The following is a 21407-nucleotide window of genomic DNA, read 5'->3' on the forward strand; positions in this document are numbered from 1 at the left end:
TCAGACCCGCGCAGCCGTCACGGCCGCCGAACCCCAGGTGGTTCTCCAGCGCCGTTTCACGCCGTGCAGGCCGAACCAGGCCAGAACGCCGAGGCTGGCGAACAACCACAGGGCCAGTTGATAGCTGCCGGTGCTTTGCTTGATCGCGCCCATGCCGGCCGCGAGGGCAAAGCCACCGATGCCGCCGGCCATGCCGATCAGGCCGGTCATCACACCGATCTCCCGACGAAAACGCTGCGGCACCAACTGGAACACCGCGCCATTGCCGGCGCCCAGACCGAGCATGGTGCAGACGAAAAGTGCGAGTGCGGCGTAGGAATTCGGCAGGTTGAAACCGACCGCGGTAATGCAGATTGCCGCGACGGTGTACATCGCCAACAAGGTCCGAATGCCACCGAACCGGTCAGCCAGAGCGCCGCCCAAGGGCCGCATCAGGCTGCCGCCGAACACGCAGGCCGCCGTGTAGTAACCGGCCGTTACCGGACTCAGGCCGTATTGGTCGTTGAAATAGCCGGGCAGGGCGCTGGCCAGGCCGATGAAGCCGCCGAACGTCACACTGTAGAAAAACATGAACCACCAACTGTCACGATCGCCCAGGGCCTTGAAGTAGTCGGCCATGGATTTGGCTTTTGGTCGCTCGGGGGCGTTTTTCGCCAGCCAGGCAAAGACGATCAGGGTCAGGATCAGCGGAATCAGGGCGAAGCCGAACACGTTGCTCCAGCCAAACGCTGCCGCCAGTACCGGGGCGATCAAGGCGGCGAATACCGTACCCGAGTTGCCGGCGCCGGCGATGCCCATGGCCTTGCCTTGATGCTGCGGCGGATACCACTGCGAGGCCAGGGGCAGGGCCACGGCAAAGGACGCACCGGCCATGCCGAGGAACAGACCCAGCAGCAGCGCTTGCTCGTAGCTGTGGATGCCGAGCTTCCAGGCGCCGAACAGCGCACAGATCACGATGACCTGGCCGATCAGGCCGGCGGTTTTGGGGGACAAGCGATCAGCCAGCATCCCCATGACAAAACGCAAGACCGCCCCGGCCAGAATCGGCGTGGCCACCACCAGCCCGCGTTGCTGTGTCGTCAGGTGCAGGTCGGCGGCGATCTGCACCGCCAGAGGACCGAGCAAGTACCAGACCATGAAGCTCAGGTCGAAATAGAGGAAGGCTGCGAACAATGTGGGGGTATGGCCGGATTTCCAGAAGCTTGAATTCATTGCGCACCTCAGCTGTGAAGAGTCTCGAAAGGAGTCATGAGCTTGCAGGTGGGGCGCCGCTACGGCCGCTCCACCGGCCCCGTGCTGTGGGGCCAAAACGAAAAAACGCCGCCACCCGATCCGCCAAGGGCAAATGAGGTGAGCGACGTCTTTGTCGTAGGTGGGGCAACCGCCGTTGGTTACCTGTGGTGATTGCTTTGCGAGATCTGTGCCATATCGGAAATTTGTGTAAAGCAAAAAGATCGCAGCCTTCGGCAGCTCCTACAGGGGGATGTGTGCTTCTGTAGGAGCTGCCGAAGGCTGCGATCTTTTGTGGTTCAACCCAACAATTCGCTCATGGCAATAATCTGCTCCGCCACTTGAATCAGCTTCTGCTGGCGGCTCATCGCCTGGCGGCGCATCAGTGTGTAGGCCTCTTCTTCGTTACAGTCCTTCATTTTCATCAACAGCCCTTTGGCCAGCTCGATGCGCTTGCGCTCGGCCAGTTGCTGGTCGCGGGCCTGCAACTGGGCACGCAAAGCCTGATCGCTTTCGAAACGTGCCATGGCCACATCGAGAATCGGCTGCAGGCGTTGTGCGTGAATGCCTTCGACGATGTAGGCACTGACCCCGGACTTGATCGCCTGGCGCATCACATCGGGGTCATGTTCGTCGGTGAACATCACAATCGGTCGCGGCTGGTCGCGAGTGACCAGCACCACTTGCTCCATGACATCGCGCCCTGGTGACTCGGTATCGATCAGAATCACGTCCGGACGCACCGTTTCGACGCGTTCGGGCAAGTCGATGGTCAGGCCGGACTCATCGATCACTTCGAATCCGGCCTCGGTCAGGGCGGCCTTCAGGCGTCCGACTTTTTTCGCGGTGTCGTTGATCAGCAGGATACGCAGCATGTTCGTCGTCTCCTGTCAGCGGCTGGCGGATCGGTGCGAGCTGTCGCTCATGGCGTGCAGTTTGAAACCGCAGGCATAACCGGCCGGGTCCGAACCGTCCCAGATCTTGCCGTCGATCAATTGACTGCTACGCATCTCCTTGCCCGGTGCCGCGACACCTGCAGCGCCGGCCGCTTCACGATACAAGTCCAGTTGATGGACTTGACGGGCTACGGCGAGGTAATCCGGGTCATCGCGCAACAAACCCCAGCGACGGAACTGGGTCATGAACCACATGCCGTCGGACAGGTACGGCAGATTGACCTCGCCTTTACCATGGAAGCGCAGGGCGTGCGGGTCTTGCCAGCGATTGCCCAGGCCATCGACATAGTCGCCCAGCAGGCGCGGCTCGATGCAATCCAGCGGCGCATCGAGGTATTGCGCTGCACTGAGCAATTGCGCGGTGCTGCGACGATTTTCGCGGCTTTCTTCGATGAAGCGGCTGGCTTCCAGAACCGCCATCACCAACACCCGCGCGGTATTGGGGTATTGCTCGACGAACGCACGGGTGCAACCGAGGACCTTTTCCGGGTGATCGGGCCAGAGGGTCTGGGTCGTGGCCAGGGTGAAACCGAGGTCCTGTTGCACGGCGCTGGCGGACCAGGGTTCGCCGACACAGAACCCGTCGATACGCCCGGCCCGCAGGTGGGCGACCATTTGCGGCGGCGGCACCACGACGCTGTCGACATCCAGCAGCGGGTGTATACCCTGGCTGGCCAGCCAGTAATACAACCACATGGCGTGGGTGCCGGTAGGAAACGTCTGGGCGAAGGTGAGTTTTGGGCGAGTTTGGTGCACGTGCCGATCCAATGCCTCAGGACTGGTCACCCCAAGCGCCTGCAAGCCGCGGGACAGATTGATGCTCTGGCCGTTTTGATTCAGGCCCATCAACACGGCCATGTCGGTCGCGGCCACGCCACCGATGCCCAGGTGAACGGCGTAAATCAGGCCGTAGAGGCTGTGGGCGGCATCGAGTTCGCCACTGACCAGCTTGTCCCGCAGGTTGGCCCAGGACGTTTGGCGCTTGAGGTTCAGGGTCAAGCCATAGGGTTGGGCGAAGCCCTGGGTGGCGGCGACCACCACCGAGGCGCAGTCGCTCAGGGCCATGAAGCCGAGATTGATTTCGGTTTTTTCCGGGGCATCGCTGCCATTGACCCAGGCCAGAGGGCCGGCTGACGGTTCGTTCATCGCGCGCTCACCTTGCAAAAAAAACGTCGTCCCGGGTCCGTGCATGGGCAGGCCGGGGACGACGCCATTGTCTTTGCACCCATTCCGACGCTGGCGTGGGTGCTGGTGCCCGGAAGGGTGCAAGGCATATGCCATTAACCGTTGATTTGATCACGCGCCTCGCTTGCCACCCCGTTGCCCGGCTATAATCGCCGCCTCAATTCGCCGCCAATCGAGTCAAATCCGCCCATGTACACCCTGGCCCGTCAGCTGTTGTTCAAACTCTCCCCGGAAACCTCCCACGATCTGTCCCTGGACCTGATCGGCGCGGGCGGACGTCTTGGGCTCAACGGCTTGCTGTGCAAGGCCCCGGCGAAGAAGCCGGTGAACGTCATGGGCCTGGACTTCCCGAACCCGGTGGGCCTGGCCGCCGGTCTGGACAAGAACGGCGCGGCCATCGATGGATTCGCCCAACTGGGTTTCGGTTTTGTCGAAATCGGCACCATCACCCCGCGTCCGCAGCCGGGCAACCCCAAGCCGCGTCTGTTCCGTTTGCCGGAAGCCGAGGCGATCATCAATCGCATGGGCTTCAACAACCTTGGCGTCGACCACCTGCTGGCCCGCGTAGCGGCGGCCAAATACAAGGGCGTGCTGGGCATCAACATCGGCAAGAACTTCGATACGCCGGTCGAGCGTGCCGTGGACGACTACCTGATCTGCCTGGACAAGGTGTACGCCCACGCCAGCTATGTGACGGTCAACGTCAGTTCGCCGAATACGCCGGGCCTGCGCAGCCTGCAATTCGGCGACTCGCTCAAGCAGTTGCTGGCCGATCTGGCCGAGCGCCGCGCGGAGCTGGCCTTGCGTCATGGCAAGCATGTACCGCTGGCGATCAAGATCGCGCCGGACATGAGCGACGAAGAAACCGCACAGGTTGCACAGGCGCTGATCGAAACCGGAATGGATGCGGTCATCGCCACCAACACCACCCTGAGCCGCGTAGGCGTCGAAGGCATGGAACATGGCGACGAGGCCGGTGGTCTGTCCGGCGCACCGGTTCGCGACAAGAGCACCCACACCGTGAAAGTGCTGGCATCTGAGCTGGGTGGTCGCCTGCCGATCATCGCTGCCGGCGGCATTACCGAAGGCAAGCACGCCGCAGAGAAAATCACTGCGGGCGCGAGCCTGGTGCAGATCTACTCGGGCTTCATCTACAAGGGCCCGGCGCTGATTCGCGAGTCCGTAGACGCCATCGCCGCCCTACGCTGATCTTGTAGGAGCTGCCGAAGGCTGCGATTTTTTGATTTTTCAGGATCAAAAGATCGCAGCCTTCGGCAGCTCCTACACGGGAAAATTGCGTTCATAAAAAAGGGCCCCTTTAAAGGAGCCCCTGGGCCGCAGCCCGCCGTCCGGATGGGACGTGCGTGGTTAATTCAGTACAAAATCAGATTGTCGTGTCGGAGTGTTGTGCCCTGTAATTAGCCGACGGCGTGAAGTTCGTTGAGTCTGTGGATTCCCGCAGTGCCGGTCATACCGTCCCAGTTGTCGCCGCGTCCTTCTCGCCAGCCGTTGATCCAGGCTTGACGTACCGACGGTAGAGTAAATGGGCAAAGCTCACGGGATTTGCCACCAACGCCATATTGATATCCGCGCAAAAATGCTCTTTCCAACGGATCACGCTTAAGTCTTCTCATAGGGTGTTGCCCTCACTTGTTGACTGTATTTATCGCGTCGACCTCTATTGAGGTCTGGCAGAAAAACTCTGCCGTTGGGGGCTCGTTGCCGGCGTGACGAGCCAAGGTGTTGGCGTCATTGCGGCGCCAACCTGAGTTGAGTTCTAACCAATGCGTCACATCGAGGGAATGATCGTTTTGTCATAAGGACGTAACCATTCATGTGTTAAGGCCATAAGTAACAGAGTGTTTGTAGCGTATTTATTAGCCAAACCCCGGTATGATCGGCCCTGCGCTGGATGATGAGCTTAATCCTTTAGTGAGAATGGCTCCCGTTGCCGGGAGGGACTATTCGACGAAGGGTCGACTTATGACATTTCATTGCATCAACTTTTTTATCTGTCCTTGCATCTAAGCTCATTTAACCCGGGCAGCAGGGGTGGAGCGGCACACCTTCGTGCCACGCGGGCGCTCTTCGAGAAAAGCGCCTGATTGAAAACCGGACCGGCAATGCGTTGCCCGGTCACTCAGCTAAAGGTTCTGGAATTCCCATGTCCGATCGTTTCGAACTCTTCCTCACTTGCCCAAAAGGCCTTGAAGGCCTGCTCATCGAGGAAGCCGTCGGGCTTGGCCTTGAGGAAGCGCGGGAGCACACCTCTGCCGTGCGCGGCATGGCCACCATGGAAACCGCTTATCGCCTGTGCCTGTGGTCACGCCTGGCCAACCGCGTGCTGCTGGTGCTCAAGCGTTTCCCGATGAAGGACGCCGAAGACCTGTACCACGGCGTGCTGGACATCGAGTGGCAAGACCACATGCTCAACGACGGCACCCTGGCCGTCGAATTCAGCGGCCATGGCTCGGGTATCGATAACACCCACTTCGGCGCGCTGAAGGTCAAGGACGCCATCGTCGACAAACTGCGGACCCCGCAAGGCGACCGTCCGTCCATCGACAAGCTCAATCCGGACCTGCGCATTCACCTGCGCCTGGACCGTGGCGAAGCCATTCTGTCCCTCGACCTGTCCGGCCACAGCCTGCACCAGCGCGGCTATCGCCTGCAGCAAGGTGCGGCACCGCTGAAGGAAAACCTCGCGGCCGCCATCCTGATCCGTTCCGGCTGGCCACGTATCGCCGCCGAAGGCGGCGCGCTGGCCGACCCGATGTGTGGTGTCGGTACTTTCCTGGTGGAAGCGGCGATGATCGCCGCGGACATCGCGCCGAACCTGCGTCGCGAGCAGTGGGGCTTCACTGCCTGGCTCGGTCACGTTCCGGCGTTGTGGAAAAAACTCCACGAAGAAGCGTCCGAGCGCGCCGCTGCCGGTCTGGCCAAGACACCGCTGTGGATCCGTGGTTACGAAGCCGATCCGCGCCTGATTCAACCGGGTCGCAACAACGTCGAGCGCGCCGGCCTGAGCGAGTGGATCAAGATCTACCAGGGTGAAGTCGCGACGTTCGAGCCGCGCCCGGACCAGAACCAGAAAGGCCTGGTGATCTGCAACCCTCCGTACGGCGAGCGTCTGGGCGACGAGGCGAGCCTGCTTTATCTCTACCAGAACCTCGGCGAACGCCTGCGTCAGGCCTGCCTGAACTGGGAGGCGGCGGTGTTCACCGGCGCGCCGGACCTGGGCAAGCGCATGGGCATCCGCAGCCACAAGCAGTATTCGTTCTGGAACGGCGCCTTGCCGTGCAAGCTGCTGCTGATCAAGGTGCTGCCCGATCAGTTCGTCACCGGCGAGCGTCGTACGCCGGAACAGCGCCAGGTCGAGCGTGAGCAAGCCGCCTACGATCAGACGCCGAACGAACCGCAAGAACGCAAGTTCAACAAAAACGGCAACCCGATCAAACCGACGCCGGCACCGGCTCCGGTGGTCGAGCAGCCGCGCCTGAGCGAAGGCGGGCAGATGTTCGCCAACCGCCTGCAAAAGAACCTCAAGGCCCTGGGCAAGTGGGTCAAGCGTGAAGGAATCGACTGCTACCGCGTGTACGATGCCGACATGCCGGAATACTCCATGGCCATCGACCTGTATCACGACTGGGTCCATGTTCAGGAGTACGCCGCGCCGAAGTCCATCGATCCGGAAAAAGCGTCGGCCCGCATGTTCGATGCCCTGGCCGCCATCCCGCAGGCGTTGAACATCGACAAGAACCGCGTGGTGGTCAAGCGCCGCGAGCGTCAGAGCGGCACCAAACAGTACGAGCGCCAGGCGGCGCAGGGCAAGTTTGTCGAGGTCAATGAAGGCGGTGTGAAGTTGCTGGTGAACCTCACCGACTACCTCGACACCGGTCTGTTCCTCGACCATCGGCCGATGCGCATGCGTATCCAGAAAGAGGCGGCCGGCAAACGCTTCCTCAATCTGTTCTGCTACACCGCAACGGCCAGCGTGCATGCGGCCAAGGGCGGTGCGCGCAGCACCACCAGTGTCGACCTGTCGAAAACCTATCTGGACTGGGCGCGTCGCAACCTGTCGCTGAACGGTTTTTCCGACAAGAACCGCCTGGAGCAGGGCGATGTGATGGCGTGGCTCGAAGCCAGTCGTGACGAGTACGACCTGATCTTCATCGACCCGCCGACGTTCTCCAACTCCAAGCGCATGGAAGGCGTGTTCGACGTGCAGCGCGATCAGGTGCAACTGATCGACCTGGCCATGGCGCGCCTGGCACCCGGTGGCGTGTTGTACTTCTCCAACAACTTCCGCAAGTTCGAACTGGAGGCCAATCTCGGCGAGCGCTATGCGGTCGAGGACATCACAGCCCAGACCCTCGATCCGGATTTTGCCCGCAACGCCAAGATCCATCGTGCCTGGAAAATCATGGCACGCTAAATAGCTGTGTAGGAGCGAGCCTGCTCGCGATGGTCGATAACGATAACGCGAGCTTTCTGAAAGCACGCGGTGTTCTTGAGTCCATCGCGAGCAGGCTCGCTCCTACAGTGCTGGTCAAATTAGTGGCTAATAGCTATAACTCCACTCATGGCCAAAGGGCTTTCCCGCACCTGGCGTTTTGAGTTGCGTTTTATGTCGTTGCACGCCGTGCGCCCCAAGATCCTGGGTTTTATCAGCGAAGATGCCTCGGCCTGGCTGGTCGCGCTGCTGGTTTTGTTGATCGGCGGGGTGCTCACCGGGTTGCTGGCGTGGTCGACGCTGAATCTGTTTCACCATCAATTGCGGCAACGCTTTCAACTGCTGGCCAGTGAGCGTTACAGCCGTATCGAAGAACGTTTCGAAGATCAGGAGCAGCGCCTCGACGGCCTGCGCCGGTTTTTCGCCAATTCCGGTTCAGTGTCCCGAGCGGAATTCGACGGCTACACCCAACCTTTGCTGCTGCGAACCCAGGCGTATTCCTACGCCCAGCGGGTCACTCGTGACGAGCGGGCGGCGTTCGAGCGACGGGTGCGGGACGAGGGCCTGAACAGCTTCACCCTGAGAGAACTCAACGCCGACGGCCAATTGCAACTGGCCGGCGAGCGAGATGAGTACGTGGCGGTGCTGTATAGCCAGACGCAAAGCAAACTCGGTTCCCCCCTCGGCTACGACTTGCTGGCCCAGCCGCTGCGACGTGCCACGCTTGAGCGGGCCGATCAGCATGGCGGCATGGCGGTCTCACAACCGATGCATCTGGTGAGCATCGAACCGGCTTATGCGCGCGGCGTGCTGCTGGTCGCGCCGGTCACGCAGCGCTCCGGACAGGACCACAACGCCACGAAGCCCTACGGGTATGTGATGGCCGTGATCAGCATGCGCCAATTGCTGGCGGACGGACTGCCGGAAGCGAGTCGCGACTATCTCTCGGTACGCATCCTCGATTTGTCGACCGACGACCAGCACGAAGTGCTGTTCGAGTCGCCCAACCCGCCAGCCGTCAGCGAGCTGTCGGCCACGCGCCTGTTGCGTATGGCCGACCATGACTATCAGGTCGATATCCAGCCCTCCGACGCGTTCGTGCAGGCCAACCATTCCTCCGTGACCAGTCTGGTCGTGTTGGGTGGATTGCTCAGCCTGTTGCTCAGCGCCTTGCTCTATGTGCTGGTCAGTCAGCGGCAGCGGGCGTTGAGACTGGTCGATCAGCGTACCCAGGAGCTGCGCGACCGGGAACAGGAGCTGCGTGGCACCCATGGTCAGTTGCGTGGCGTGCTGAATGCCGCCACCCAGGTTGCGATCATCGCCACCGACCTGCGCGGCGTCATCAGCACCTTCAACGCCGGTGCCGAGCAGATGCTTGGCTATAGCAGTGCCGAAGTGGTCGGCCATATGACCCTGGAGAACCTGCACCTGCCCCGGGAGCTGGCCGGTCGTTCGGTCGAGTTGAGCGCGCGCTATGGCAAGCCGGTGCCGACCTGCCAGGCGATGCTGGTGGAAGGCGACGTGGAGGGCGGCCACGAGGCGCGGGAGTGGACCCTGGTGCGCGGCGATGGCAGCCATCTGATGGTCAACATGCTCGCCACGCCGGTGCTCGACGAGCAAGGCCTGTGGGTCGGGCACCTGGCGGTGTGCATCGACATCACCGAACGCAAGCGGGTCCATGAAGCGCTCGCGGCGCGGGACCTGCTGTTGAAAAAACTCAGCGCCCATGTGCCCGGTGGCATCTATCAGTTCAAGATGGAATTCGACGGGCGCTTCAGCGTGATCTATGCCAGCGACGGCATTCGCGATATTTACGAGCTGGAACCCGATGTGCTGCTGCTCAATGCCGAAGCGATCTTCACCCGGATTCACCCCCAGGACGCTACCCGCGTCCGCGCCTCGATCCGTGCCTCCGCCGAAACCCTCAGCCCCTGGCGCGAGGAGTACCGCGTGCAACTGCCGCAACGCGGAGTGCGTTGGGTTCGCGGCGAAGCCACTCCGGAGGAGTTGCCCGGTGGCGGCGTGCTCTGGCACGGCTACATCTCGGACATTTCCGATATGAAGCGGGTGGAAGAAGAATTGCGCGCGTTGTCGGTCACCGATTCGCTGACCGGCATCCATAACCGGCGTTATTTCCAGGAGCGCCTGACCACCGAAATGGCCCGGGTGGAGCGGGGCGGTGGGGATTTGTCGGTGATCATGCTCGATATCGATCATTTCAAGCGCATCAATGACCTGCATGGCCACGCCATCGGTGACCGGGTGTTGCAGGCAGTGTGCGAACGAATCGGCCACCGGCTGCGTCGCACCGATGTGTTCTGCCGCCTGGGTGGCGAGGAGTTCATGGTGCTGTGCCCGGATATCGGCGGCGAACATGCCTTTGTGCTGGCCCAGCAATTGTGGCAGAGCCTGCGCAGTTCACCCATTGAAGGCGTCGGTACGGTCACCGCCAGTTTCGGGATTGCCAGTTGGCGCGCCGGGGAGGGCGCCGATGCCTTGCTGCTGCGCGCGGATTCGGGGGTTTATGCGGCGAAGCAGGCAGGGCGAGACCGGGTAGAAGAGGAGATGAATTAACCCGGGCTGTACGCTGACCCTGTAGGAGCGAGCCTGCTCGCGATGGTCGATAACGATAACGCGGGCATACTGAATGTACGCGGCGCTCTCGAATCCATCGCGAGCAGGCTCGCTCCTACAAGGGGCAGAGCTGTGCTTTACAACACCGAAGCCGTCTGCGGCGCTTTCGGTTGGCGGTACAGGTCGAGCAGCACCTGATCAAGCACCGACGAGGCGCCGAACGGGGCCTTGTCGTTGAGGATCGCCACCACCGCCCAGGTGTTGCCGTTGACGTCGCGACTGAAGCCGGCAATCGCCCGTACGGTGTTCAGTGTGCCGGTCTTGACGTGGGCTTCACCGCGCATCGCCGTGGTCTTCAGGCGCTTGCGCATGGTGCCGTCGGTGCCGGCAATCGGCATCGAACTGATGTACTCGGCGGCATACGGGCTGTGCCAGGCCGCTTCGAGCATCGAGGCCAATTCCCGGGCGCTGACGCGCTCGGCGCGGGACAGGCCGGAGCCGTTCTCCATCACCAGGTGCGGCGCGGTGATGCCCTTTTTCGCCAGCCACTGACGCACGACACGCTGGGCAGCCTTGGCGTCGTCACCATCGGCATCGGTGCGGAAACGTTGGCCCAGGCTCAGGAACAACTGCTGGGCCATGGTGTTGTTACTGTACTTGTTGATGTCGCGGATGATTTCCGCCAGGTCCGGCGAGAACGCCCGGGCCAGAACCTTGGCGTCTTTAGGGGTTGGCGCCAGCACATCCCTGCCCTGGATGCTGCCACCCAGTTCCTTCCAGATCGCGCGGACGGCACCGGCGGTGTAGGTCGCGTGGTCGAGCAGCGACAGATAAGTCTGCGAGCTGCAGCCTTCACCCAATTGACCGCCGACGGTAACGGTCACGGTGCCATCGGCTTGCGTCACCGGGTTGTAACGCACGCCACCGGTGCATTGCTTGGAATTGAGGGCCTTGACCTGGTTGTCGATGCGAATGCTCGCAATCGGCGGTTCCACCGAGACCAGGACCTTGCCCGAGTCATTGCGCGCAACGAAGCGCAGCGCCTTGAGGTTGACCAGCAGCGAGTCGGGTTTGACCAGGAACGGCTTGTTCTCGTCGTTGCCGTCGTCATTGAACTCCGGCAGCTGCGGTTGCACGAAGAAGGTTTTATCCAACACCAGGTCGCCGGTGACCTGAGTGACACCATTGGCACGCAGGTCGCGCATCAGCAGCCAGAGTTTTTCCATGTTCAGCTTGGGATCGCCGCCGCCCTTGAGGTAGAGGTTGCCATTGAGGATGCCGCCACTGAGGGTGCCGTCGGTGTAGAACTCGGTTTTCCACTGGTGGTTCGGACCGAGCATTTCCAGGGCCGCGTAGGTGGTGACCAGTTTCATGGTCGACGCCGGGTTGACCGAGACGTCGGCGTTGAACACCGTCGGGTTGCCGGGGCCGGTGAGCGGGATCATCACCAGCGACAGGGCGTTGTCCTGCAACTTGCTGGCTTTCAGGGCTTTTTCAACGTTGGGCGACAACGCGGTATTGATTGGAGCGGCGCAAACGGGGAGGGCCAGGGGGAGAAGAAAACCGGCCAACAGCAATGGACGCAAAGACTTGATCATCTGAAATAAAACCCTACAGCCGAGGGGAAAAAAGATGAGGGCATGAAGATAAATTCCCTCAATGGTCATGAAAGTGTCGGCATTATGCCCCAAGGTGCCACGACTTGTGCCGTGCGAGGGCTATCCGATCGGCTATTTTTTTACCGACGGTAGGCGTGGTGGCCCAGAGAGTCAGGCAATCGGCGGCTTAAACTGCTAAAGTGCCGCCCGTTATTACTTAAGAGGATTGTTCCAATGGCGACTAACCGTTCCCAGCGTCTGCGCAAAAAACTGTGCGTCGATGAATTTCAAGAGCTGGGTTTCGAACTGAACCTGGATTTCAAAGAAGATTTGGCTGATGAAGCCATTGATGCTTTCCTCGATGCGTTCCTCAAAGAAGCCATGGAAGCCAACGGCCTGGGTTATGTTGGCGGCGACGACTACGGTCTGGTTTGCCTGCAGAAGCGTGGCTCGGTCAGCGCTGAACAGCGCGCTGCCGTTGAAGCCTGGCTCAAAGGCCGCACCGAGCTGACCAGCGTTGAAGTCAGCCCGCTGCTGGACGTCTGGTACCCGGAAAAGCCGATCAATCCGGTAGCTTGATGTTCTGAAAAAAACGGCGACCCAAGGGTCGCCGTTTTTTTTTGCCTTTTTTTGTAGGAGCGAGCTTGCTCGCGATGAACCTGAGAACACCGCGGGGTGTCAGGCTTCCAGCGTTATCGTTGACGACCATCGCGAGCAGGCTCGCTCCCACAGTTCAGAATCAGCAGCGTCACCACCCCCGCGACAATCCCCCAGAACGCCGAACCGATGGAAAACAGCGTCAGCCCCGATGCCGTGACCATGAAGGTGATGAGCGCCGCTTCACGCTCCTTCACTTCGCTCATGGCGATGCTCAGGCCGTTGATGATCGAGCCGAACAGCGCCAGTGCGGCAATCGACAGCACCAGTTCCTTGGGCAGTGCGGCAAACAATGCCGCGAGCGTCGCGCCGAACACGCCGGCGATCCCGTAGAAAATTCCGCACCAGACGGCGGCGGTGTAGCGCTTGTTACGATCCTCGTGGGCATGCGGCCCGGTGCAGATCGCCGCGCTGATCGCCGCCAGGTTGATCCCGTGTGAGCCGAAGGGTGCCAGCAGCAAACTGGCGAGGCCGGTGGTGGTGATCAGCGGTGAGGCAGGCACGGTGTAGCCATCGGCGCGCAATACGGCGATGCCGGGCATGTTCTGTGAGGTCATGGCGACGACAAACAGCGGAATGCCGATGCTGATGGTCGCCGCCAGGGAGAACTGCGGTGTGGTCCAGACCGGCGTGGCGACCTCCAGGTGAAAACCGCTGAAGTCCAGCAGCCCCATGAAACCTGACAATGCCGTGCCGATCAGCAAGGCTGCCAGCACCGCATAGCGCGGCGACAGGCGCTTGACCAGCAGATAAGTGACGAACATCCCCAGTACCAGGGCCGTGCGGTGTTGAGCAGCGACGAAAATCTCGCTGCCGATCTTGAACAGGATCCCTGCCAACAGGGCGGCGGCCAGGGATGCCGGGATTTTTTTCACCAGCCGTTCGAAGCTGCCGGTCAACCCGCAAATCGTCACCAGCACCGCGCAGGTCACATAGGCACCAATGGCTTCGCCGTAGCTCACGCCGCCCAGGCTGGTGATCAGCAGCGCGGCACCGGGGGTCGACCAGGCAATGGTGATCGGCGTGCGATAGCGCAGGGACAGGCCGATGGAGCACACCGCCATGCCGATGGAGATCGCCCAGATCCACGAAGAAATCTGCCCGCTGCTCAGGCCCGCCGCTTGCCCGGCCTGGAACATCAGCACCAGGGAGCTGGTGTAGCCGGTCATCATGGCGATGAACCCGGCGACGATGGCCGAGGGCGAGGTGTCGGCCAGAGGGCGGATTTGCGTGTGGGTGGCGTCGTTCATGACGGTGGTGTTCCTTATGCAAATGAAGATGTCCGCTGCAACACTGAGCCCTGTGGGAGCGAGCTTGCTCGCGATAGCGGTGGATCAGCCAACAGGAATGCTGAATGTGACGCCGTCATCGCGAGCAAGCTCGCTCCCACAGGGATTGCATTACAAAAGGCGGATTCTGCGTTAAAGCCTAAACTCAAAAGTAATCAGGCGTTGCGATACAGCCGAGGCAACATTCAGCCGTACAGTCGTGTTGCCACCATCCATTGTGTACAATCGCAGTGTTTTTTACGCGATACTTGCCAGCGACCCACTGTGCCGTATTACAGTCACGGTCAATTCGCCGCAGTTCTTCCGACTCGAGTGCCCATGAACGAACAGTTGCAACCCCTAAAGAAACAACCGCGAGCAGGCAAAGCCGGCCGCAGCGGTACCCAGGACGATATTGTCTACGCGCATATCTTCGAGGCCATCCTCGAGCAGCGTCTGGCGCCCGGCACCAAGTTGAGCGAAGAAGCGCTGGGGGAAATTTTCGGGGTCAGCCGCACCATCATTCGCCGCGCCCTGTCGCGCCTGGCCCATGAAGGCGTGGTGCTGTTGCGTCCGAATCGCGGCGCCGTGGTTGCCAGCCCGAGTGTCGAAGAGGCGCGCCAGGTATTCATGGCCCGGCGTCTGGTCGAGCGCGCGATCACCGAGCTGGCGGTGCAGCACGCCACTGCCGAACAGATCGCCGAATTGCGCCAGATGGTCAACGACGAACGCGACAGCTTCTCCCGTGGCGACCGGGGTGCCGGCATCCGTCTGTCGGGCGAATTCCACCTGAAACTGGCTGAAGCGGCGAAAAACGCCCCGTTGATCAGCTTCCAGCGCAGCCTGGTGTCCCAGACGTCGCTGATCATCGCCCAGTACGAAAGCGGCAACCGCTCCCACTGTTCCTACGACGAGCACACCCAGTTGATCGACGCCATCGAGAAGCGCGACGCTGAACTGGCGGTGAACCTGATGATGCATCACATGGATCACATCGACAGCAAGCTCAACCTCGACGAGGAAAGTGCTTCGGATGACCTGCATGCGGTGTTCTCGCATTTGCTGCAGACCAAGAAGCCTGGCCGTTCGCCGGCGAAAATCTGATAGACCGCGTCGCTGCTTTCGCGAGCAGGCTCGCTCCCACAGGGTTTTGTGTTGAATACATAAGCTAGGATCACTGAAGATCCATTGTGGGAGCGAGCCTGCTCGCGAAGGCGGTGTGACAGACAATAAAAATCCCCCGGGCTGAAAAGCGGCGGGGGATTTTTTATGCCCGGAATACCTTAGCGCTGATGCACCAGGTTCCCCGCCGCATACGTCTGCAGCACCGTCCGGTCGTCCCCCAGCGTCATCAACACAAACAACGTCTCGGCGATGTTATTGGCCTGCTTCAGGCGATAGCCCAGCAGCGGCGTGGCGTTGTAGTCCAGCACCAGGAAGTCGGCGTCGGTGCCCGGTTGCAGGGTGCCGATCCTGTCTTCCAGGCGCAGCGCACGAGCGCCGCCGAGGGTGGCCAGGTACAGCGACTTGAACGGGCTCAGGCGCGCACCTTGCAGCTGCATCACCTTGTAGGCTTCGTTAAGGGTTTGCAGCAGCGAGAAACTGGTGCCGCCGCCGACATCGGTGCCGATGCCGACATTGAGCTTGTGCTTCTCGGCCATCGGCAGGTTGAACAGGCCGCTGCCGAGGAAGAAGTTCGAGGTCGGGCAGAACGAGATGGCCGAACCGGTTTCTGCCAGTCGCGCGCACTCGTCATCGCACAGGTGCACACCGTGGGCGAACACCGAGCGCTCGCCGAGCAACTGGTAGTGATCGTAGACGTCCAGGTAGCCTTTGCGCTCGGGGAACAGCTCCTTGACCCACTCGATTTCCTTGAGGTTTTCGCTGATGTGGGTCTGCATGTACAGATCCGGGTATTCGGTCAGCAACTGGCCGGCCAGGGTCAACTGTTCCGGGGTGCTGGTCGGTGCGAAGCGCGGGGTGACGGCGTAGTGCAGGCGACCCTTGCCGTGCCAGCGCTCGATCAGCGCCTTGCTGTCGACGTAGCTGGTTTCGGCGGTATCGGTCAGGTAGTCCGGGGCGTTGCGGTCCATCATCACCTTGCCGGCGATCATCCGCAGGTCGAGCTGCTCGGCCGCTTCGAAGAACGAGTTCACCGATTGCGGGTGCACGCTGCCGAACACCAGCGCGGTGGTGGTGCCGTTGCGCAGCAGTTCCTTGATGAAAATGTCCGCGACCTGGTCAGCGTGGGCCTTGTCGGCGAACTGGCTTTCGCACGGGAAGGTGTAGGTGTTGAGCCAGTCCAGCAATTGCTCGCCATAGGCGCCGACCATGCCGGTTTGCGGCAGGTGGATGTGGGTATCGATGAAGCCGGGGGTGATCAGCGCATCCTGATAGTGGGTGATCTCGATATCCGCCGGCAGGGTCGGCAGCAATTCGCTGGCGTGGCCCAGGGCGCTGATCTGGCCGTTATCCACAACCAGCAAGCCGTCTTCGAAATACTCGTAGGAGGCTTCGATACCGACTTCGGCTGGGTCGGCGATGCTGTGCAGGATGGCGGCGCGGTAAGCTTTGCGAGTCAGAGGCATGAGATTCTCAGTTCGAGGCTTTCAAGTTTGCGGTTTGGCTGCGGCGTGACGCGGGCAGCAGTTTGGCAATCGGTTCGGCGCTGGAGGTCTGCTGGCCGAAGTTCGCGTTATAGGTGGCGATAATTTCGCCGGCGATGGAGATGGCGATTTCCACAGGCAACTTGCCTTTGACTTCACCGATGCCCATCGGGCAGCGCATGCGTTGCACGACGCTAGTGTCGAAACCGCGATCGCGCAGGCGATGTTCGAACTTCACGCGTTTGGTCTTCGAACCGATCAGGCCGAAGTAGGCGAAGTCGTTGCGCTTGAGGATCGCGGCGGTCAGTTCGAGGTCGAGCTGGTGGTTGTGGGTCATCACGATGCAATAGCTGCCGGCGGGCAGGTCGTCGATTTCATCCACCGGTTCTTCGCTGACGATCTTGCGCACGCCGTGGGGGATCTGTTCGGGGAATTCATCTTCCCGCGAGTCGATCCAGCGTACCCGGCAAGGCAGGCTGGCCAGCAGCGGCACCAGGGCGCGGCCGACGTGGCCGGCACCGAACACGGCGATCTGCGCCTGCACCTGGCCCATCGGTTCGAACAACAGAACGGTGGCACCGCCGCAGCACTGGCCGAGGCTGGCACCGAGGCTGAAACGCTCCAGATGGGTGTCCTGCTTGCCGCTGACCAGCATCTCGCGGGCGATCTTCATGGCCTTGTATTCCAGGTGCCCGCCACCGATGGTGTCGAAGGCCTGGTTTGCGCTGATGACCATCTTCGAGCCGGCATTGCGCGGCGTGGAGCCGAGCTCTTCGATGATGGTCACCAGCACGCAGGGTTCACCCCGGTTTTGCAGGTCGGCGAGGGCGTCGATCCAGTTGTACATAAACACCTCAACATCTCTGTTGTCTGTTCCGGTCTCTTCGCGAGCAGGCTCGCTCCCACATTGGATTTGTTCAGGTCCATCAGTCAGCACATAACCCTGTGGGAGCGAGCCTGCTCGCGAAGGCCGCACCTCGGTCTTAGAGCGAAGCCAACTCGGTTTCAGCCTCGACAGCCTTGGCCGCCTTCAACTGGCGCATCTGCTCACAGCCCCACAACACCCGCTCCGGAGTCGCCGGTGCGTCGATCTTCGGTTGATGTTTGTAATCACCCAGGCTCGCCACGGCGTCCTTGATCGCACACCACGAGGCGATGCCGAGCATGAACGGCGGCTCGCCCACGGCCTTGGAATGGAACACCGTGTCTTCCGGGTTCTTGCGGTTTTCCACCAGCTTCACCCGCAGGTCCAGCGGCATGTCCGCCACGGCCGGGATCTTGTAGCTGGCCGGGCCGTTGGTCATCAGCTTGCCCTTGTTGTTCCACACCAGCTCTTCCATGGTCAGCCAGCCCATGCCCTGGATGAAACCGCCCTCGACCTGACCGATGTCGATGGCCGGGTTCAGCGAGGCGCCGACGTCGTGGAGGATGTCGGTGCGCAGCATCTTGTATTCGCCGGTCAGGGTGTCGACCAGCACTTCGCAGCACGCCGCGCCAAAGGCGAAGTAGTAGAACGGCCGGCCACGGGCCTGGCTGCGGTCGTAGTAGATTTTCGGAGTCTTGTAGAAGCCAGTGCTCGACAGCGAGACCTGGGCGAAGTACGCCTGCTGGATCAGTGCTTCGAAGGTCAGGATGTGATCGCGGACCCGCACGTGACCGTTGTGGAACTCCACGTCTTCTTCGCTGACCTTGTACTGGCGCGCGGCAAATTCCACCAGGCGCTTCTTGATGGTTTCGGCGGCGTTCTGCGCAGCCTTGCCGTTCAGGTCGGCACCGCTGGACGCAGCGGTCGGCGAGGTGTTCGGCACCTTGTCGGTGTTGGTCGCGGTGATTTGTACGCGGTCCATTTCCACCTGGAACACTTCGGCCACGACCTGCGCGACCTTGGTGTTCAGGCCCTGGCCCATTTCGGTGCCGCCGTGGTTCAGGTGGATGCTGCCGTCGGTGTAGACGTGCACCAGGGCACCGGCCTGGTTGAGGAAGCTGGCGGTGAAGGAAATACCGAATTTCACCGGGGTCAGCGCCAGGCCTTTTTTCAGGATCGGGCTGTTGGCGTTGTAGCGACGGATCGCCTCGCGACGCTCGGCGTACTGGCTGCTTTCTTCCAGTTCGGCGGTCATCTCCTCGAGCATGTTGTGCTCGACGGTCTGGTAGTAGTGGGTGACGTTACGCTCGGTCTTGCCGTAGTAGTTGGCCTTGCGCACGGCCAAAGGATCGAGGGCCAGATGACGGGAGATGGCGTCCATCACTTCTTCGATGGCGACCATGCCCTGCGGGCCGCCGAAGCCACGGTAAGCGGTGTTCGACGCGGTGTTGGTCTTGCAGCGGTGACCGTTGATGGTCGCATCGCCCAGGTAGTACGAGTTGTCCGAGTGGAACATCGCGCGGTCGACGATCGACGCCGACAGGTCAGGCGAGCAACCGCAGTTGCCGGCCAGTTCCAGGTTGATGCCGTGCAGGCGACCGGTGCTGTCGAAGCCGACGTCGTACTCGACATAGAAGGGGTGACGCTTGCCGGTCATCAGCATGTCTTCGACCCGCGGCAGGCGCATCTTGGTCGGCTGGCCGGTCAGGTGCGCGATCACCGCGCACAGGCACGCCGGGCTGGCCGCCTGGGTTTCCTTGCCACCGAAACCGCCGCCCATGCGGCGCATGTCGACGACGATCTTGTTCATCGACACGTCCAGTACTTCGGCCACCAGCTTCTGCACTTCGGTAGGGTTCTGCGTGGAGCAGTAGACGATCATGCCGCCGTCTTCGGTCGGCATCACCGAAGAGATCTGGGTTTCCAGGTAGAAGTGTTCCTGACCGCCGATGTGCAGGGTGCCCTGGATGCGGTGCTCGGCAGTGGCCAGCGCCGTGGCCGAATCGCCGCGTTGGTGGGTGTGGCTGTCGAGTACGAAGTGGCGCTTGCGCAGGGCTTCGACCACGTCCAGTACAGGTTCCAGATCTTCGTATTCGATGATCGCGGCCATGGCCGCCTTGCGCGCGGTTTCCAGGTCTTTCGCGGCAACGGCGATCACCGGTTGACCGACGAACTGCACGGTGTCGATCGCCAGCAGCGGGTCACCCGGCAGCAACGGGCCGATGTCCTTCAGGCCCGGCACGTCTTCGTGGGTGATGGCGATGCGCACGCCTTCGAAGGCGTAGCAGGGCGAGGTGTCGATGCTGATGATGCGGGCATGGGCACGGTCCGACATGCGTGCGTAAACGTGCAACTGGTTCGGAAACTCCAGGCGATCGTCGATGTACTGCGCTTCACCGGCCACATGCTTGGCGGCGCTGTCGTGCTTGACGGCGCGGCCGACACCGGTGGTCAGGTCCTTGGCGAACAGTTCAGCCAGTTCGGCTTGGGTCTTCTCTACGGCGTGATGATTAGACATAAGCGGTCACCCGGGTCTCGATGTGCGGTGTTTGCAGTTCGATGAAGTATTTGCGCAGCAGGTTCTGCGCGCTGAGCAGGCGATATTCCTTGCTGGCGCGGAAGTCCGAGAGCGGCGTGAAGTCTTCGCCCAGGGCGGCGCAGGCGCGTTCAACGGTGGCGTTATTGAATGGCGAGCCGAGCAACGCGGCTTCGCAGGCAGCGGCGCGTTTCGGGATGGCCGCCATGCCGCCGAAAGCGACGCGGGCTTCGGCGACCACGCCGTTTTCCAGACGAATGTTGAAGGCCGCGCAAACTGCCGAGATGTCATCGTCCAGGCGCTTGGAGACTTTGTAGGCGCGGAACAGTTTTTCGACGCTGGCGCGGGGCACGATGATCTTCTCGATGAACTCGCTTTCCTGGCGTGCCGTGACGCGGTAGTCGATGAAGTAATCTTCCAGCGCCAGGGTGCGGCGGGTTTCGCCTTTGCACAGGACGATTTGCGCGCCGAGGGCAATCAGCAGGGGCGGCGAGTCACCAATCGGCGAGGCGTTGCCGATGTTGCCGCCGAGGGTGCCCTGGTTGCGGATCTGCAGGGACGCGAAACGGTGCAGCAATTCGCCGAAGTCCGGGTACTCGGCGTTCAGGGCTTCGTAGCAATCGGAAAGGGCGGTGGCGGCGCCGATTTCCAGGCGATCGTCAAAGCGCTCGATGCGTTTCATCTCGGCGACGTTGCCGACGTAGATCATCACCGGCAGGGTGCGGTGGAACTGCGTGACTTCCAGCGCCAGGTCGGTGCCGCCGGCCAGCAGGCGGGCCTGTGGATAAGCGTCGTAGAGGTCGGCCAGGTCGGCCACGGTCAGCGGCACCAGGCAGCGTTTGTCGCCGCTGTTGAGTTCGCCGATATCGGTGGGGGCAATGGCCTTCAGGCGCGCGATGGTGTCGGCCTCGCGGGCGTCGAACTGGTCCGGCTGCTTGCCGCAGCAGGACTGCTCGGCGGCTTCCAGGATCGGCCGGTAGCCGGTGCAACGACAGAGATTGCCGGCCAGTGCTTCGTGGGCCTTGGCATGATCCGGTGCGTCGCTGTTCTTTTGCAGGGCAAACAGCGACATCACGAAGCCTGGGGTGCAGAAGCCGCATTGCGAGCCGTGGCACTCGACCATGGCTTTCTGCACGCTGTGCAGTTCACCCTTGTGCTTGAGGTCTTCAACGCTGATCAGTTGTTTGCCGTGCAGGGACGATACGAAGGTCAGGCACGAGTTGAGGCTGCGATAGCGAATGTGTTCGCGGCCGTCGTCATCGGTCTGCAATTCGCCGACGACCACGGTGCAGGCGCCGCAGTCACCGCTGGCGCAGCCTTCTTTGGTGCCGGGTTTGCCCACGTGGTCGCGCAGATAATTGAGCACGGTCAGGTTCGGGTCCAGGGCGTGCTCGCTACGGAGTTCCTGGTTTAGTAAAAACTGGATCACGGAAGGCCTCGCAGACTCATTATTGTTGTTAACCGATAGGAACCGAATTT

The 21407-nt window shown here is 61.5% G+C and carries 15 protein-coding genes; 5 read left to right on the forward strand and 10 right to left on the reverse strand.

Annotation, left to right across the window (positions count from 1 at the left end):
* From AC3WJW_RS11985 to AC3WJW_RS11995, 3 genes are all read right to left on the reverse strand, one after another.
* Complete coding sequence (locus AC3WJW_RS11985) at nt 1-1212, reverse strand: nitrate/nitrite transporter (protein WP_007971497.1); 1212 nt, start codon at nt 1210-1212, stop codon at nt 1-3.
* Nucleotides 1213-1529: 317 nt separating this feature from the next.
* Complete coding sequence (locus AC3WJW_RS11990) at nt 1530-2105, reverse strand: ANTAR domain-containing response regulator (protein WP_015096057.1); 576 nt, start codon at nt 2103-2105, stop codon at nt 1530-1532.
* A gap of 15 nt (nt 2106-2120) precedes the next feature.
* The gene (locus tag AC3WJW_RS11995) at nt 2121-3332 is read right to left on the reverse strand and encodes a CmpA/NrtA family ABC transporter substrate-binding protein (protein WP_493726135.1); all 1212 of its coding nucleotides are present in this window, start codon (nt 3330-3332) and stop codon (nt 2121-2123) included.
* A gap of 228 nt (nt 3333-3560) precedes the next feature.
* Between AC3WJW_RS11995 and AC3WJW_RS12000 the strand changes: the two genes are divergently transcribed.
* The gene (locus tag AC3WJW_RS12000; RefSeq protein ID WP_007971491.1) at nt 3561-4580 is read left to right on the forward strand and encodes a quinone-dependent dihydroorotate dehydrogenase; all 1020 of its coding nucleotides are present in this window, start codon (nt 3561-3563) and stop codon (nt 4578-4580) included.
* 209 nt (nt 4581-4789) lie between these two features.
* Here the strand turns inward: AC3WJW_RS12000 and rmf are convergent, their stop codons facing one another.
* Nucleotides 4790-5005: a ribosome modulation factor gene (gene rmf, locus AC3WJW_RS12005; protein WP_003223300.1), complete on the reverse strand. Its 216-nt coding sequence runs from the start codon at nt 5003-5005 to the stop codon at nt 4790-4792.
* A 530-nt stretch (nt 5006-5535) separates the two neighbouring features.
* Between rmf and rlmKL the strand changes: the two genes are divergently transcribed.
* Both rlmKL and AC3WJW_RS12015 read left to right on the forward strand, forming a co-directional pair.
* Nucleotides 5536-7806, forward strand: a complete 2271-nt coding sequence (gene rlmKL / locus AC3WJW_RS12010; RefSeq protein WP_217837653.1) for a bifunctional 23S rRNA (guanine(2069)-N(7))-methyltransferase RlmK/23S rRNA (guanine(2445)-N(2))-methyltransferase RlmL — start codon at nt 5536-5538, stop codon at nt 7804-7806.
* Between the two features lie 192 nt (nt 7807-7998).
* Nucleotides 7999-10398 (forward strand): sensor domain-containing diguanylate cyclase, encoded by a 2400-nt coding sequence (locus AC3WJW_RS12015; protein WP_493726136.1) that lies wholly within the window; start codon nt 7999-8001, stop codon nt 10396-10398.
* A 137-nt stretch (nt 10399-10535) separates the two neighbouring features.
* Here the strand turns inward: AC3WJW_RS12015 and dacB are convergent, their stop codons facing one another.
* Complete coding sequence (dacB, locus tag AC3WJW_RS12020) at nt 10536-11996, reverse strand: D-alanyl-D-alanine carboxypeptidase/D-alanyl-D-alanine endopeptidase (protein WP_493726137.1); 1461 nt, start codon at nt 11994-11996, stop codon at nt 10536-10538.
* 234 nt (nt 11997-12230) lie between these two features.
* Between dacB and AC3WJW_RS12025 the strand changes: the two genes are divergently transcribed.
* Nucleotides 12231-12575: a YggL family protein gene (locus tag AC3WJW_RS12025; protein WP_007971486.1), complete on the forward strand. Its 345-nt coding sequence runs from the start codon at nt 12231-12233 to the stop codon at nt 12573-12575.
* Between the two features lie 113 nt (nt 12576-12688).
* On the opposite strand, the gene AC3WJW_RS12030 is transcribed toward AC3WJW_RS12025, so the two are convergent.
* Nucleotides 12689-13903, reverse strand: a complete 1215-nt coding sequence (locus AC3WJW_RS12030) for a benzoate/H(+) symporter BenE family transporter (RefSeq protein WP_493726138.1) — start codon at nt 13901-13903, stop codon at nt 12689-12691.
* 357 nt (nt 13904-14260) lie between these two features.
* Between AC3WJW_RS12030 and AC3WJW_RS12035 the strand changes: the two genes are divergently transcribed.
* On the forward strand, nt 14261-15025 hold the full coding sequence (locus AC3WJW_RS12035) for a GntR family transcriptional regulator (RefSeq protein ID WP_007971481.1): 765 nt from the start codon (nt 14261-14263) through the stop codon (nt 15023-15025).
* Nucleotides 15026-15204: 179 nt separating this feature from the next.
* Here the strand turns inward: AC3WJW_RS12035 and guaD are convergent, their stop codons facing one another.
* From guaD to xdhA, 4 genes are all read right to left on the reverse strand, one after another.
* Nucleotides 15205-16509: a guanine deaminase gene (guaD, locus tag AC3WJW_RS12040; protein ID WP_493726139.1), complete on the reverse strand. Its 1305-nt coding sequence runs from the start codon at nt 16507-16509 to the stop codon at nt 15205-15207.
* Between the two features lie 7 nt (nt 16510-16516).
* Nucleotides 16517-17374, reverse strand: a complete 858-nt coding sequence (xdhC, locus tag AC3WJW_RS12045) for a xanthine dehydrogenase accessory protein XdhC (protein ID WP_493726140.1) — start codon at nt 17372-17374, stop codon at nt 16517-16519.
* Between the two features lie 136 nt (nt 17375-17510).
* Entirely contained in the window at nt 17511-19910 is a 2400-nt protein-coding gene (xdhB, locus tag AC3WJW_RS12050; RefSeq protein WP_493726141.1) for a xanthine dehydrogenase molybdopterin binding subunit, read from the reverse strand.
* Nucleotides 19903-21357, reverse strand: coding sequence for a xanthine dehydrogenase small subunit (xdhA, locus tag AC3WJW_RS12055; RefSeq protein WP_116582859.1), 1455 nt, complete (start codon nt 21355-21357; stop codon nt 19903-19905). The genes xdhB and xdhA overlap by 8 nt, the downstream gene beginning before the upstream one ends.
* Between the last annotated feature and the right edge of the window lie 50 nt (nt 21358-21407).

This window comes from Pseudomonas sp. GW821-FHT07G06, assembly GCF_058986625.1.

What these genes read in the sequence shown, in the direction of transcription:
- AC3WJW_RS11985 (WP_007971497.1), bottom strand. Translation starts at nt 1,212, where the DNA reads ATGAATTCAAGCTTCTGGAAATCCGGCCATACCCCCACATTGTTCGCA.
- AC3WJW_RS11990 (WP_015096057.1), bottom strand. Translation starts at nt 2,105, where the DNA reads ATGCTGCGTATCCTGCTGATCAACGACACCGCGAAAAAAGTCGGACGC.
- AC3WJW_RS11995 (WP_493726135.1), bottom strand. Translation starts at nt 3,332, where the DNA reads ATGAACGAACCGTCAGCCGGCCCTCTGGCCTGGGTCAATGGCAGCGAT.
- AC3WJW_RS12000 (WP_007971491.1), top strand. Translation starts at nt 3,561, where the DNA reads ATGTACACCCTGGCCCGTCAGCTGTTGTTCAAACTCTCCCCGGAAACC.
- rmf (WP_003223300.1), bottom strand. Translation starts at nt 5,005, where the DNA reads ATGAGAAGACTTAAGCGTGATCCGTTGGAAAGAGCATTTTTGCGCGGA.
- rlmKL (WP_217837653.1), top strand. Translation starts at nt 5,536, where the DNA reads ATGTCCGATCGTTTCGAACTCTTCCTCACTTGCCCAAAAGGCCTTGAA.
- AC3WJW_RS12015 (WP_493726136.1), top strand. Translation starts at nt 7,999, where the DNA reads ATGTCGTTGCACGCCGTGCGCCCCAAGATCCTGGGTTTTATCAGCGAA.
- dacB (WP_493726137.1), bottom strand. Translation starts at nt 11,996, where the DNA reads ATGATCAAGTCTTTGCGTCCATTGCTGTTGGCCGGTTTTCTTCTCCCC.
- AC3WJW_RS12025 (WP_007971486.1), top strand. Translation starts at nt 12,231, where the DNA reads ATGGCGACTAACCGTTCCCAGCGTCTGCGCAAAAAACTGTGCGTCGAT.
- AC3WJW_RS12030 (WP_493726138.1), bottom strand. Translation starts at nt 13,903, where the DNA reads ATGAACGACGCCACCCACACGCAAATCCGCCCTCTGGCCGACACCTCG.
- AC3WJW_RS12035 (WP_007971481.1), top strand. Translation starts at nt 14,261, where the DNA reads ATGAACGAACAGTTGCAACCCCTAAAGAAACAACCGCGAGCAGGCAAA.
- guaD (WP_493726139.1), bottom strand. Translation starts at nt 16,509, where the DNA reads ATGCCTCTGACTCGCAAAGCTTACCGCGCCGCCATCCTGCACAGCATC.
- xdhC (WP_493726140.1), bottom strand. Translation starts at nt 17,374, where the DNA reads ATGTACAACTGGATCGACGCCCTCGCCGACCTGCAAAACCGGGGTGAA.
- xdhB (WP_493726141.1), bottom strand. Translation starts at nt 19,910, where the DNA reads ATGTCTAATCATCACGCCGTAGAGAAGACCCAAGCCGAACTGGCTGAA.